The organism is Dokdonia sp. MED134, from assembly GCF_000152925.2.
Taxonomy (GTDB): Bacteria; Bacteroidota; Bacteroidia; order Flavobacteriales; family Flavobacteriaceae; genus Dokdonia.
Genome location: NZ_CP009301.1, coordinates 3,247,760 through 3,261,892, shown reverse-complemented (window position 1 = coordinate 3,261,892; position 14,133 = coordinate 3,247,760). Strand labels below are relative to the sequence as shown.

Genomic DNA, 14,133 nt, shown 5'->3' with positions numbered 1-14,133 from the left:
CTTTTTGCACCTTCTAAGGGACTGATTACCAAAATCTATACTACATCTGAAAATCTGTATAAGAAACCTCCCACTTCTCCCTCTTACCTTTGCCCTAGTAATTAAAAACAAAGCAAGATGAAAGATTATCAGTTTGGAAAAGATGGATGGACGCCAGATAGAATTACAGATGTTAAGGATAAAACCTTTTTAATTACAGGTACCACGAGTGGTACTGGTTATGAAGCAGCAAGAATCTTACTCACTAAGGGTGCGACTGTTGTAATGCTTAATCGTAATAATACTAAAGCTGCAAATACCATTGCTACTTTAAAACAAGAAGTAGGAGAAACCGTTAATGTGTCTAATATCGAGATGGACCTAGCCTCACTTGCATCTGTGAGAAAAGCAGCCGCAGAGGTACTTAAAACAGTACCTCGCATAGATGCCCTTATGCTTAATGCAGCCATTGCCCAAGTTCCCAAACAACAACTTACTGTAGATGGTTTTGAAAGTCAGCTAGGGGTCAATCACTACGGTAATTTCTTATTACAAGGTTTGTTGTTTCCGCTAGTAGAGCAATCTAATGGTCGTATTGTCACTGTAGGTAGTGAAGGATATAAAATGGGTATAAAAACGATACAGTTTAACGATATGAACTGGGATCATAACTACAACCCTAATAGTGTATACAGCCAGAGTAAGCTTGCACAAATTATGACTACCTATGAGCTACAAGACAGACTCAAAAAAGCTGGTAAGACTAATGTAAAAACCTATGCGTGTCACCCAGGTGCCTCACGTACCTCCTTAATTAAGACAAGTGGCAGCCTTATGACTCGTTTTGTGTGGCAACTTATGAAACTATCACCCTTTGTACAATCTGCAGAGAAGGGTGCATATCCAGAGCTTATGTGTGCTACAGAGCCAGACCTGGATCAAACTGCCTTTTATGGCCCCACAGGAAGAAACTACTGGACGGGACCCGTGGGTGAATGCACCTTAGAACCACACGCAAAAAATAAAGAAGTGATGGAGCAACTATGGAAAGTGTCTGAAGAAGCAACAGGCTTTAGCTGGAATTTATAACCCGGAACTTTCATTTATGAAGTATATAACATATTACCTTACAGCAGCATTATTGCTAATAGCGCATAACAGCATATCACAAAACCGCAACTGGACGATAGCGCGTACAAAAGATGAAAAGGCTACCGTACGCTATGATCTTGTAAAAAAAGACGAGGGTACGCACTTTTATTACATCGCAGAGACCACCGCAACTACCACACTAGATAAACTTGATGCCTATTTTTCTAATACAGAAAACCATAAGCAATTTTTAGAGCGCACACCGGTAACAAAAGAGTTAAAGAAACTATCTGATAACGAATGGATGGCGTACTATTACTTTAACGCGCCCTGGCCTATGTCTGACAGTGATCTGGTTTTAAAAATCACACGGGTAAGGAAAGAAGGCTCTCTACAGTTTATCGCAACTGCTGCACGTAGTGATTATAAGACTAAAGATGTGGAGCGAATGAATACCTATAAGGTGATATATGATTTTAAAGAACTAGCTAATGGCTCTATAAAAATCACGTATAATGCAGACTATATACCTATAGGTTCTATCCCTAAGTTTTTAATAAAATCTTGGTTTCCAGAAGGACCTGCAAAAATTGTGACTAACTTAGGTGCTACAAAGCAGCACTAATCATTTACTTATACGATACGACTATGGATATATTAAAAGCCGCAACAGACTGGGCAAAAGCAGAGCTATTTTCTACACCTTTTTTTGTACTCTTTGGGGTGGTGTTTATAGCTGCAAGTATAGGCTTCTGGCAACTGGGCAAAACAGATATTGCAAGAGCATACATTATACCTACACTGGTAGCGGGAGTACTATTAGTCACCATAGGTTTAGGGTTGTTTTTTACAAATAAGGCTAGAATTACACAGTTTGAGACCGCATACCAGCAGGATGCAACAGCTTTTATTGCCTCAGAGATAGACCGTACAGAAGCCACCCTTAAGGAGTATACTACAGTTGTGTTTAGAGCTATCCCCATCATAATTATTATAGCTGCATTACTCATTATTTTTGTAAACACACCTAGCTGGCGTGCCATAAGTATCACTACCATTGCAATGCTTATCGTAATCTTACTTATAGATGGTACGGCTTATGCAAGAATAAACGATTATAACAAGCAACTAGTAAGAGTACAAAAGGATAATAGCTACTAGGTAGTTAAAATAAAATAGAGATCTAAAACGTTATAAGTAACTTCACAAAAACGACTTAGCACAATTAGTTTTTTAATATGGAGCATTTTAAAACCTTATCATCATATATTATCTACTTAGGATTGCCTCCAGCAGAGCACCCTATGCTTAGTGTTTTTACAACCGTGGGAGATGGACATCTACCTTGTCCAAGAGAAAGCTCCCCTCCTATCACAAATGATTGCTACACCATAAGCCTTAAGAAAATAATAAAAGGTGACTTGACCTATGGTCGCACTAAGTATGACTTTACAAATGGTGCACTCATTTTTATTGCACCTAGACAGGTTCTTCAATGGGATAGTAGTGTGATTTATGATCAAAAAGGTTTTTCTCTTACCTTTCACGAAGATTTTATAAAAGGTACAGAGCTTGTGGCTCAAATCAAGAAGTACAACTTCTTTTCTTACAATGTTAATGAAGCTCTACACCTCTCGCCAAAAGAAGAAAAGCAAATAGAGTCTATAGTAAATAACATAAATACAGAGTATCATAATAATCAAGACGAGTTTAGTAAAGATATTATCATCTCACAACTTAGCACCCTACTTAAGTACGCAAACCGCTTTTATGAACGTCAGTTCTTAAATCGTAAAGAATTCTCTACAGATTTACTTAGTCTATTTAATCAACAACTAGACACCTATTTTGAAACCGGACAGCTGCAAGAAAACGGCATCCCCAGCATAGAACAAATAGCAGGAAAGCTTTCTGTATCACAACGCTACCTGAGTGACACGCTCAAAAAAGAAACAGGTAAAACCACAACAGAACATTTACAATTGTACTTAATAGACGAGGCTAAAAATACCTTACTTAATCCGCAGAAGTCTATTTCTGAAGTAGCTTATGAACTAGGGTTTGAATACCCTCCTTATTTCTCAAGACTCTTTAAAAAGAAAGAAGGCATAAGCCCTAGCCAGTACAGACAGAAGTATAAAATGAATTAGTATTATATTGTACTCTATAAAACTATAAGAGACCTATATTTTGAAATACATTTTACTACTTGCCTTTACTATATGTCTAGCAAGCTGCAATTCAAAAGGTGAAACTGCCACCTCCACAACGTATCCAGATGTAAAGGTGGTGGGCGCTATGAAAAACGTGATGTGGAAAGGAGAACTAGAAGGTTCTATACTACTAGATACCATCACAAATAAGAAAGGACTTTATGGCTTAGGCCCTGAGAGTTATCTCACTGGCGAACTTCTCATTGTAAATAGTACTAGTTATCTATCAAAAGTGAGCTCAGACACTGCAATGACAGTAACACCTACTTATGATGTCTCTGCACCTTTTTTTGTGTATACTAACGTGACAGACTGGTATGAGATAAACCTTCCGGCGTCTGTGAAGACTATAAAAGATATAGAAGACTTTGTAAGTGAACGCACAAAGGAAGCAAAGCGACCATTTGCATTTAAACTAGAGGGTACTGTATCTAAGGCAGAGATACATATACAGAATTTACCTAGAGGCACAAAAGTTTCTTCTCCACAAGAAGCGCATCAAGGCCAAACAAATTACACGCTGCAAGACGAGCAAGTAGAAATTATAGGATTTTTCTCTACAATGCATAAGGGTATCTTCACCCACCACGATAGTAACATTCACCTACATCTCATTACAAAAGACGAGTCCAAAATGGGGCATCTAGACAATCTAGACATAGATAGGCTTACCCTGTTTTTACCGAAAAAATAATTTTTGACTACCTTTAAGAAGGACATCACTTATAAATTATTTAAAATGAAAAAGCTCCTTCTTCTCCTTACTCTAGTCATTTTTGTACCGCTAGCGGGCCTCGCACAAGATACTTTTGAGCTTTCCCCCTCACAAAGTATGCTTATGACGGGAAAAGGTCCCGGTCAAGATGGCGCTATAAACCCATATTATGGAGAACCTTGTTATGCCATCGTGAGTAATAACGGTAATACGCCTTTCTCTGTAAGAATACAGCAAGACGGCGAGATTATAAAAACAATTAAGGTAAAACAAAAGACCAAAAAAGAAATTAAGCTTCTTAAAAAAGATGAACTCTACATAGATGCTAGTAAACAGGCTAAGGCAAGCCTTTCTTTAAACTTTATTCCGCTAGGTGCACAAAAGAAGACACCAAATAAGCTTTAGATACAGTTCTACTTTCTCTTTAAGTTATATTGACTAGTGTATTATTACGCTTTCGCGAAAGCGTAACAACATCCCGCGCATTACTGATATTTTCACCAGTTACTACATAAGCCAGACAACCGAAACATCGCAAGCTACGTTAATACCTTCACAATAAATATTAAACCTTTGTTATGAGCCTTGAGTTAGCTATGATTATTCAATAATTTACAGTCTAACCAACAATAGCTTATCACAACTTGTGAATAAACTATGCTCAAAAAACAACAATATGGATTGGATTTATAGCACAGATGACCCGCTCTTGCAAACACTCGCAGGTAGCTTAATGATTTTTATTGTAGTCATCATATTAACACGTATTATAGGGTTGCGATCTTTTGCAAAATTTACAGCTTATGATTTTGCATTTACCATCGCAATAGGTAGTATCATATCTTCTACACTAACTTCTAGTACCTCAATTGCACACGGATCTGTAGCTGTGGGAGCGTTACTGATTCTTACCTTTATATTTTCTTACTTACAGCGTGCTGTGCCGGCCATAAACAAACTTATATCAAATAAACCCCTACTCCTTATGGACGGAAGTACCATTCTTGAAGAAAACCTAAAGTATGCTCGTATAGAGAAAGGCCAACTTATTGCTAAACTCAGAGAGGCAAATGTACTTACCTATGAACAAGTAGAGGCAGTTGTACTAGAATCTACAGGTGACATATCTGTGTTACACACCTCATCGTCAGATGATGATGGTGTGCTTAACAAAGCATTATTAGAAGGCGTACGTAAAACGCCATAAGGGTATTCTTATTTTATAAATCGTGATAGATTTGATGATTAAATAACGACTTTTGCATTATGGAAAAATCAGAGTTTTTAGAACAACAAGTATTTGCAGGATTAACACCAAAAAATGATGGATCAGGAACTGATACTGCTTATCAATTTTCTGAAGCAGATTTTGAAACTGTACTAGATCGTGCAGAGCATTATGGGCTGGGTGTCTATACCATTGAGTCATTCTTTAAAGGCACTCCGTATGCCACAACCTCTCACGAAGATTTAAAGAAAAGAGCTACCGACCATCGCTGGTTTAAAAGAGCGTTCTTGACTTCAAAAACTAAACAAGCAGGTCTTACCTACGCTGCAACCTACAAAGTATCGCCTAAGTTGCTTGCAAGAGATACTTTTGAAGACGAAGAGGAGTAAAAACTAGTCCTTACCTACCCAGGTTCCTAGTGTACTTTTATCATAACTGTAACCCAGCGACATACCAGTCTCATTTATGACAAGCGATTTGCCCGGAGCTGTTATTACTCCCTCAGTAAGTAAATAGCTATTTATCTTCTTGACATCACTGCTAGGCAAGGCAACATTATCTACTATAACTGAGCTTCCGTTAAGCATCATTTTTACAGATCTTCTAGAACTAGCTATGTAATCATTACGTGTTAACCACATTACAATCTTTTCTACAGCTGTAAAGCCATCTACAATAACAATATGGTTTCCCTTTTTATAGAAACTTACCTCTGTAACGTCTTGCATAACATATTTTCTAAAAACACTATTTACCTTAGACCATTGAGTAGTAGATAAGCGTGTACCGTTTGCATATGCTCCGGCATCTTCTTTTACAAATACAATAGTTTCTTCACCTTTAAGTAATCCTTCAGCATTTAGAGTGTTAATGAGGGCTTCTTGTACCTCCGGCCACTGCCAGATGCTACTATTCACATCACTTGCTGCAATTTTTGTACTAGGTAACTCTAGTAAATTACGCACATAACTATCTATACCTCCTCCTCTTTTTGAGTTAAGACCTAGTCGCTCTGCTTCATTAGAGAGGCGCAGTGCCTCTCTTTCTAGCCTTGCAGCATCTCTTACAGAAACTTCCCTTAGTCGTGCAGCTTCTCGTTGCATACGTGCTGCATCACGTCTTGCACGGTCTGCATCGCGTTCTAATCGTTGTATCTCTTGTCGCTCGCTTCCTCCAGAAACAAGGGTACGTAAGATGTTACCCATATCTGTAAACTTTGCAATCATATCTGGTGCAGCGATTGTTTTATCTAGTTCTATCTTGAGGCGTTTCTCACTCAGTGCAATCTCATAAACGGTATCCTCATCACCTTCAAGGCTCCAGACCATATCCTTACCGCTAGATTGCATATTTTTTGTACCCATTTCGGCTACTAAGAATTCTTTTATAGCGGCATATCTATTACCCGGATAACGAGATTTTACTCGGTACTCATCATTTGAGTTACTTACTGAGTACGAAGTACTGCCGCCACTTCCATAATTACCATTTTGGGTAATCACAGATACGTTAGACGAGTTTGTAGTTACCGTGGTGGTTGCATCTTCATAAACCGTTGCTGGTGGTGCAGGCGGAGCAGGTGGCGCTGTTTGTGCAATGACATTCATTCCTAAGCCTATGAGGGCTGCTGTGCATATATTTCTTACTGTTTTCATTATGTTACTTTTTTAGTCTTCCGCTTTCGCGAAAGCGATTACCTATTCATTTTTTGATGATTCAATTGTAAAGGTTAACCCTACACCTCTTGTGCTAGCAATTGAAATGGAAGAATCATCTTTAAAATATTTTCGAAGCCGACTGATAAAAACATCCATACTGCGGCCTGAGAAAAAGTCGTCGTTTCCCCAGATTTTAGATAGAATATCTTCTCTTCGAAGTAGCTGATTTTTGTTTTCGTAAAAAAACTGAATCAACTGTGCTTCCTTTTCTGTGAGAGATTGTACGGTCTCTCCAAAGGTGAGCGTGTGATTGTGAGCATCAAAGTGATAGTTTCCTATCGCAGTGATCTCATTTATATCTGGTCTAACCTTTGCGAGGTTAGGTCTAGATCGTTTTAAAATGTTAGTAAGGCGTAGCACGAGTATATCTGCCTCAAAGGGTTTTACGATATAATCGTCTGCTCCTAGTTTGAGCCCCTGTATGCGGTCTTCCTTCATTTTACGTGCGGTTAGGAACACAAAGGGAACTTCTGGGTTGATACTTATCACTTTCTCTGCAAGTGTAAACCCATCCATCTTAGGCATCATCACATCAAAAACACAGATGTCATAGGTTACTCCTTCTGAGTGCGCTTTCGCGAAAGCGTTATGAGCCTCTTCCCCATCTTTACACCAAGTAACTTCAAAATTGTGTATCTCGAGATATTGCTTGAGGATACTCCCAAAATCAAAATCATCTTCGGCGAGTAGTATGTTGTTTTTTGCAATCATTATAAAGGCAATTTTATGGTGAAGGTGCTTCCCTCGTTTTCTATGCTTTTCAGGGTTATCGTTCCCCCGTGAGCGGTAATAATTTGGTGTGTAAAATAGAGACCGAGACCTAGCCCTTTTACGTTATGTACATCACTGTTACCAGCGCGATAAAACTTGTCAAAAATCGCTTTCTGGTCTGCCGGTGAGATACCCGTCCCGTTATCTGATATCTCAATGCAATAATTTCTATTTACCAGGCGCGTGGTGACCGTCACGGTAACTTGGTCTTTACCATACTTTACTGCGTTCTCTAGCACATTAAGAAGTGCCGTAGTGAGGTGAAATCTGTCTATGCGCAAGAGCACTTCTGGACTGTAGACCTTGTTTAAAACTGTAAGATGTGCGTGCTGTGTAGCAATCTCAAAATCTGAAAGTAAGTTCTTAAAAAATACATTATCACTTACCTGCTCTTTATTGAGCTGTAGCTCCTCTGCGCTCAAGCTATTAGTAAGTACTTGATCTATGAGTTTTTGTAATCTACTATTTTGTCGCTCTACGATACCCAGCGTGTTATTAAAGGAATCTGGATTACTTTTTATTGCTTCATTGCGTAAGCTTTTGGTAGCGATACCTAGTGTTGCGAGCGGTGTTTTGAGCTCGTGAGTGACATTATTAATAAAGTCTGTTTTTACCTCGGCAATTTTTTTCTGAGTAATTAGGTTTTTTATTGAGTAGTAGAGTAACCCTATTACAAAAAGGAATAAAATGATACTTCCCACAATGAGTACCCACATTCTTTTGAGCACCAGAGATTTCCAGTTAGGTACTTGTATCTCTTGTGTAGTGCGCACTTCAAAATCGTACGAGCTTATACTTATACTGTCACCCCTACGGTCTATAAACTCATTTGTATCAAAGGTGCGTGCATAGTTAATACTTCTTGAAATTCCTGTTTTAAACTTCTGCCCAAAAATGCGTTTTCTCTCATTGTCTTTTATAGGAAAAATGGTGTCTGTATTAGGATAGTCTATGATGACAATGCTTAACAAATTCTGTCTATAAGCAACCTCATAACCCAATTCTTTTTGTAGTTGCAAGGCTTCATACCGTTTCATATACTGCTCGTTATAAGTATCTGCATTGCGGTAAAATCGTTCTACCACCTGTCGCTTAGTTATACTCTCATTAAAGTAATCTGCTAGGTGATCTTCTAGGTCTACTTCTATAAGTGCGTCATAGAGAGAATCTAGTTCTCTATCATTTGCAATCTCAGAAACCGCATTTGAGGTTTCATTAAAGAAAGCGGTTTTTTTGAGCTCGTAGGTATTACTTATTAAATAAGCTTGTATGGCACATAACGCTAGTAATGCTAGTGCAGATATTGCTATTAATAAGGAGAATTTACTTTTCATCTGTGGCTGATTGATGTTGTAAATGTAGTGGGAAAGTACAGTTAGACATAATTAATACCCGTCGTTAACCGAGCATTAACCTTAAAATTGCTCGCAACCCTTACTCAGTATGTACTTCGCTCTTAGGTTAATACAACGACTGTTGTTCTTGCTTTTACATTAACCTAGCCCTTAACCCGTGGTTAACCTGATTATCAAATAGATGATCTCACTTTTGTGCCATCAAACAAAAGAACCAACCTTATGAAAACAGTACTCATTTTTATACTCACCTTACTCACAGCAACCGTCACTGCACAACAATCTCTTAAAGCGCATCGCACAGGAGAGGCTCCTAAAATAGATGGGAACCTCACAGAGGCAGTCTGGAAAGCACAACTAGAAACCAAAACGTTTACACAAAAAGCACCTAATGCTGGACAACCCTCTCTACGAGCAACAGAGATTGCCGTACTATATGATGATAATTACCTCTACGTAGGCGCTGTACTCAATACAAATGATAAAGATGAAATAAGACGCCTCCTTACCGCTCGTGATGATGTGGGTAATGCAGACTATTTTGGGGTGCAAATTGATCCCTTTGGGCAGACACGCGAGGGTTATGACTTTACTGTGACGGCAGCCGGTGTGCAGTTTGACAGTAAGATATCCGGTAACACCGGTGCAGACGAAAACTTTAATGTTATCTGGGAAAGTGAAGTCACCGTGCACGATACTCACTGGGACATTGAGATACGCATCCCCTGGAATAGCATACGTTTCCCAAAAAAAGACCTGTCAGATTTTACGATTAACTTTCAGCGTTTTTCTGGGGCGCTTAATGAAGAATCTTTCTGGAGTCCCATAGATCCTACTATAGATGGATACCTCAACCAGTTTGGGTCGCTTGAAGGTATCGAGCCTGTAAACCCACCGCTCAACCTGTCTTTTGTACCCTTTGTTTCTGCCGTGCACGAGACAGATAGCGATGGTGCTGCAGAGACCACGCTTAACCCTGGACTCGATGTAAAGTATGTGATTGATAATGCATACACGCTTGATGTATCTGTCATTCCAGATTTTAGCCAGGCACGCAGTGATGACCAGGTTTTTAACCTCTCTCCTTTTGAAGTACAGTTTGCAGAGCAACGTCCATTCTTTATTGAGGGTACAGAGCTTTTTGATAAAGGCGGCTACCTCTTTACACGTCGCATAGGAGGTAGACCTATAAATGCAAATGCTTTTACGCTTTCATATAATGAGATGGTGGTTACTAACCCTACTAGTTCAAATATTATAAACCTCGTAAAATTTACCGGAAAGTCACAAAACGGACTCTCCATAGGGGTGCTTAATGGGGTAACCGCTTTCGCGAAAGCGGAAATAAAAAACACCTCTACAGATGAAGTAAGAGAGGTAATTACAAATCCGCTCACGAATTATAATGCGCTGGTGATAGATAAACAACTCAAAAACAATAGTTCTGTCACGCTCATAAATAACTCTGTATTACGATCTGGAAGTGCTTATGACAGCAACTTTAGCGCACTTTTATACGAATGGTTTAATGCAAAACGCACTTATAGGGCTAGCTTTAAGAAGGCCGTGTCACAGCAATATGGGCTGGAGGGAGATAATGTTTTTGGACACGAGTATAATGCTTATGTATCAAAAGTAAGTGGTGCCTGGACGGGAGGCGTAAGCTGGAACTTAAAGGATGAAGATTTTGATAATAATGATTTTGGCTTCTTGCAGCGTAACAACAGTATGGTTTTCCGTGGTAATGTAAATTATCGCAATACTGCTCCAAAAAAATGGTTCCAGCAGTATCAACTAGATCTAGATCACCAGCAGCGATATTATTACAGCCTTATGGAACGTGAGCGCTCGCAATATCGCTTCTCAAGTTTTGCTACAACAAAGGGTAACCAAAATCTCTTTGTCACGCTAAGCTACGTCTCAAAACGTCAAGACTTTTTTGAAGCACGAGTACAAGACCGCGTTTTTAATAGACCTGCGCTCTCTGAAATCGTTCTAGAATATCAAACTAACAGAAATAAGAATCTATCGTGGGCTGGCTACTTTGTAGCAGTAGATTATAAAAATCACAACATACAAACCGAACAATACGTGATGGGTTATGGTTTACGTACAAGACTGGGGCAACACTTCTTTGCAGAGTTTGAGCAAGATTATACAGATAACCCTAACGATATAGGTTATATCACAAATCAAGAGGACCAGATCATTATAGGCCAGCGTTCTATAAACCAGCTTACAAATGCAATACAACTCAACTATGCGGTAAACGCAAAAATTAATATGAATCTAAGACTACGTCACTACTGGATTAAAGTAGATTATAAAAATCAATACGCTTTACAGCAGGACGGAGACCTGACGGTAAATAACCTCTCTATAGATCCTGATAGTTTTGACAGCACATTTAATGCTTTTAACCTTGACTTTGTCGCGCGCTGGCAGTTTGCTCCCGCAAGTGAGCTATCACTAGGGTATCGTGTAGGTAAAACTGCCTTTGCAGATAATGTAAATGGTGATTACTTAGACGGAATACATACACTTAGTGATGCTACAGGTTTAGAAACCTTGAGTTTACGTATGCGTTGGTTTTTAGACTTTAACAGGTTGAAAAAACGTAGTTAATGTAACAAAGTGAAATACTTTCCTACACATAGGGTATGTATAAATCATTTTTTCAAAACATAGCGACAGAGCAAGGAGGTACTTTTTTATACCAAGATCAAGATACTAGCATAGATGGAGGCATACGCCTTCCTAAGGTTCAGTATTTATTAAAAATACCTGTAGGGGATACTGAGATAAACATCATTAATATCACTGGAAAAGAATTTTCTGGTCATATCTCTATGAAGTTACCAAAACAGCCAGAGAGTCACACTTTTGAACTCACTACAAACTCGCATATTAAATCGCTTTTTATAGGAAAATCAAAGCGCTTTAACATCAATAGCGACAGCTCTAAAATGACTGAATTTTTGAGAAACAACAACCATATTGCAATCTTAAAAGAAATTGCTCAAGAAGATAGCTTCCAGCCTATAATTAAGGGTACAAACGAGGATGATCACTACATATTAATAGCAAAATATCATCTAGAATTTGATAATTGGAACAGTCCTGTGCTTCCACTTATAGATTTATTTAAAGAATTGCACACACGGTTTGTGGTGAACAACGAGCGCTTTTCAAATGATGTCACTATCAGTATGGGGTCTTAAATAACTCCTAACACAATCTTAAACAACTACCGTCTAGCGTAGTAATGCCATAGCTTTGTTACACTTGCCTTTGTACATAGGGTGAGTATAACAACCAACCTATGAAACACTACGCCATAATAGGAGGAGGTCCCAGAGGACTTTTTACTCTTGAAAGCCTTTTTACTGCGCTCTACAATAACGCTCCAGAAGCTCAAATAAAAGTCACTTTATTTGAACCATTTAAATATCCTGGAGCAGGCTGGGTATGGAATCCTGAGCAAGTAGCGAGCAACTGGCTTAATATAACTGAGCGTGCCTTACAAGACTTACCTGGCAGACCAGAAATAAAACTAGGTGATGATATCATCCCTGCATTTCCCTCATACACGGAGTGGTTACCAGAAGAACAACAAAACCCTCCAGCTACGCATCCAGATCAGTTTCCTCCACGGTCAAAGATGGGAACATACCTTAATGCTCGTTTTGAGACTATTGCAAGTGCACTTAAGGGATTTGACTTGCTAAATATTGTTGAGGATACTGTCACTAAACTCACCTATATCGCACCAGAATTCACAGCAATTACAGAAAATACATCCATTACTGCAATAGATGAAGTGGTTCTCACAATAGGACATCAGGATACGGAGCTTTCAGAGCAGTTGCAAGAGTGGAAAGATCACGTTGCACAAACGGATAACGCCCTACTATTTACAGAAGCCTATCCCGTAGAAAAAATGATAAATGCAAACATCACCTCAGAGAACGTAGTTGCTTTTAGAGGTTTTGGACTTGCAATGATTGATCAGATACGTGCGCTCACCTTGCAGCAAGGCGCGCATTTTGAGATGCTTGATAATGATTCCAAAGAAGTAGCTTTTCACGCTGGAGAAAACCATCCGCAGCGGTTTGTTCCCTTTTCCTTAGACGGGCTTCCTATGGTGCCAAAACCTATAAATAAAGTAGTAGATAAGTGGTTTATGCCAAGTGATGATGCTATAAACGCTTTCGCGAAAGCGATACATAAAGGCGCCTGCGGCGATCACCCTGCAAAAGATCAATACTTTCTACTCGAAGCAATGGCAGCTGTTGTAGCTCCTTTGTTTTTAAAATTAGGAGACAAAGCCATACAACACGATCTTTCCGAAGAAGAAGTTTACTTCTTAACCATAAATTACCTCAACAATAAATCACTATCGCATCCCCTACTCCTATCACACCATACGCCCATATTAGAAATGATGCAACAGCAAGTGGAAATGGCAGTAGGAGAAGCACCAGTAAGCCTTGATTATTTTATAGGTCAAGTATGGCGACACTGCCAGCCTACCATCTACAGAGAGTTTTCATATCCCGCAATTATAGATGATGTGGTTGCCGAAGTTATTGCGCTAGACGAAGCATCAAAACGTTATTCTTACGGTCCACCCGTTGAAAGCATACAACAACTTATTGCACTTGCAAAAGCAGGAGTTTTAGATCTTGACTTTGTAAATAATCCAGAGATCACTTGTGTAGACGGAGGCTGGCAACTTGAATCTAATGGTAATAAGATTACGGTAGACGTAATGCTTAACGCTGTACTAGACTCACCACAGCTTGTTACGGTAGATACACCAATTATTAAAAACTTGCTTAGTTATGAAATGATTGAGCCTAAACATACTGATCTAGGTATACGCACAGACGATTATGGTTATGTAGAAGTACCAGAGGGTAAAAGTTTTGTGCCACTAGCTGTATTGGGCAGACTATCTAAGGGAAGTGTGATAGGTGTAGATGCAATTTTAGAATGCTTTGGACCGCGCACTATAAGCTGGTCTGAGCGCAGTATAGCCTTAATGAAGAACGAAAAATAA

At 39.1% G+C, this 14,133-nt stretch carries 14 protein-coding genes; 11 read left to right on the top strand and 3 right to left on the bottom strand.

Going from position 1 to position 14,133, the window contains the following annotated elements; translation table 11 throughout:
* Positions 1-117 precede the first annotated feature (117 nt).
* From MED134_RS14425 to MED134_RS14390, 8 genes are all read left to right on the top strand, one after another.
* Positions 118-1,068: an SDR family oxidoreductase gene (locus MED134_RS14425; protein WP_038600610.1), complete on the top strand. Its 951-nt coding sequence runs from the start codon at positions 118-120 to the stop codon at positions 1,066-1,068.
* Positions 1,069-1,084: 16 nt separating this feature from the next.
* Positions 1,085-1,696, top strand: a complete 612-nt coding sequence (locus tag MED134_RS14420; protein WP_038600607.1) for a hypothetical protein — start codon at positions 1,085-1,087, stop codon at positions 1,694-1,696.
* A 23-nt stretch (positions 1,697-1,719) separates the two neighbouring features.
* Entirely contained in the window at positions 1,720-2,232 is a 513-nt protein-coding gene (locus MED134_RS14415) for a hypothetical protein (protein ID WP_038600604.1), read from the top strand.
* A gap of 77 nt (positions 2,233-2,309) precedes the next feature.
* Positions 2,310-3,221 carry a helix-turn-helix domain-containing protein gene (locus MED134_RS14410; protein WP_038600601.1) on the top strand — a complete coding sequence of 304 codons (912 nt, stop codon included), beginning with the start codon at positions 2,310-2,312 and terminating at the stop codon, positions 3,219-3,221.
* A gap of 40 nt (positions 3,222-3,261) precedes the next feature.
* A complete protein-coding gene (locus tag MED134_RS14405) occupies positions 3,262-3,978 on the top strand; it encodes an acetolactate decarboxylase (RefSeq protein WP_038600598.1) in 717 nt (238 codons plus the stop codon).
* A 45-nt stretch (positions 3,979-4,023) separates the two neighbouring features.
* Complete coding sequence (locus MED134_RS14400; RefSeq protein WP_038600595.1) at positions 4,024-4,404, top strand: hypothetical protein; 381 nt, start codon at positions 4,024-4,026, stop codon at positions 4,402-4,404.
* A 271-nt stretch (positions 4,405-4,675) separates the two neighbouring features.
* Positions 4,676-5,206, top strand: coding sequence for a DUF421 domain-containing protein (locus MED134_RS14395; protein ID WP_038600592.1), 531 nt, complete (start codon positions 4,676-4,678; stop codon positions 5,204-5,206).
* Between the two features lie 59 nt (positions 5,207-5,265).
* Positions 5,266-5,616 (top strand): hypothetical protein, encoded by a 351-nt coding sequence (locus tag MED134_RS14390; RefSeq protein ID WP_038600589.1) that lies wholly within the window; start codon positions 5,266-5,268, stop codon positions 5,614-5,616.
* Between the two features lie 3 nt (positions 5,617-5,619).
* On the opposite strand, the gene MED134_RS14385 is transcribed toward MED134_RS14390, so the two are convergent.
* Genes MED134_RS14385 through MED134_RS14375 form a run of 3 tightly spaced genes read right to left on the bottom strand, consistent with a single transcriptional unit; the run spans position 5,620 to position 9,050 of the window.
* The gene (locus MED134_RS14385) at positions 5,620-6,882 is read right to left on the bottom strand and encodes a hypothetical protein (protein WP_038600587.1); all 1,263 of its coding nucleotides are present in this window, start codon (positions 6,880-6,882) and stop codon (positions 5,620-5,622) included.
* A gap of 42 nt (positions 6,883-6,924) precedes the next feature.
* Positions 6,925-7,656 (bottom strand): response regulator transcription factor, encoded by a 732-nt coding sequence (locus tag MED134_RS14380; protein ID WP_038600584.1) that lies wholly within the window; start codon positions 7,654-7,656, stop codon positions 6,925-6,927.
* Positions 7,656-9,050, bottom strand: coding sequence for a sensor histidine kinase (locus MED134_RS14375; protein ID WP_038600581.1), 1,395 nt, complete (start codon positions 9,048-9,050; stop codon positions 7,656-7,658). Before MED134_RS14375 ends, MED134_RS14380 begins: the two co-directional genes overlap by 1 nt.
* 243 nt (positions 9,051-9,293) lie before the next feature.
* Here MED134_RS14375 and MED134_RS14370 point away from each other — a divergent pair, with 243 nt between their 5' ends.
* The 3 genes from MED134_RS14370 (at position 9,294) to MED134_RS14360 (ending at position 14,133) form a co-directional block, all read left to right on the top strand.
* Positions 9,294-11,696 (top strand): DUF5916 domain-containing protein, encoded by a 2,403-nt coding sequence (locus tag MED134_RS14370; protein ID WP_038600578.1) that lies wholly within the window; start codon positions 9,294-9,296, stop codon positions 11,694-11,696.
* 35 nt (positions 11,697-11,731) lie between these two features.
* On the top strand, positions 11,732-12,292 hold the full coding sequence (locus tag MED134_RS14365) for a hypothetical protein (RefSeq protein ID WP_038600575.1): 561 nt from the start codon (positions 11,732-11,734) through the stop codon (positions 12,290-12,292).
* A 101-nt stretch (positions 12,293-12,393) separates the two neighbouring features.
* Positions 12,394-14,133: an FAD/NAD(P)-binding protein gene (locus MED134_RS14360; protein ID WP_052084264.1), complete on the top strand. Its 1,740-nt coding sequence runs from the start codon at positions 12,394-12,396 to the stop codon at positions 14,131-14,133.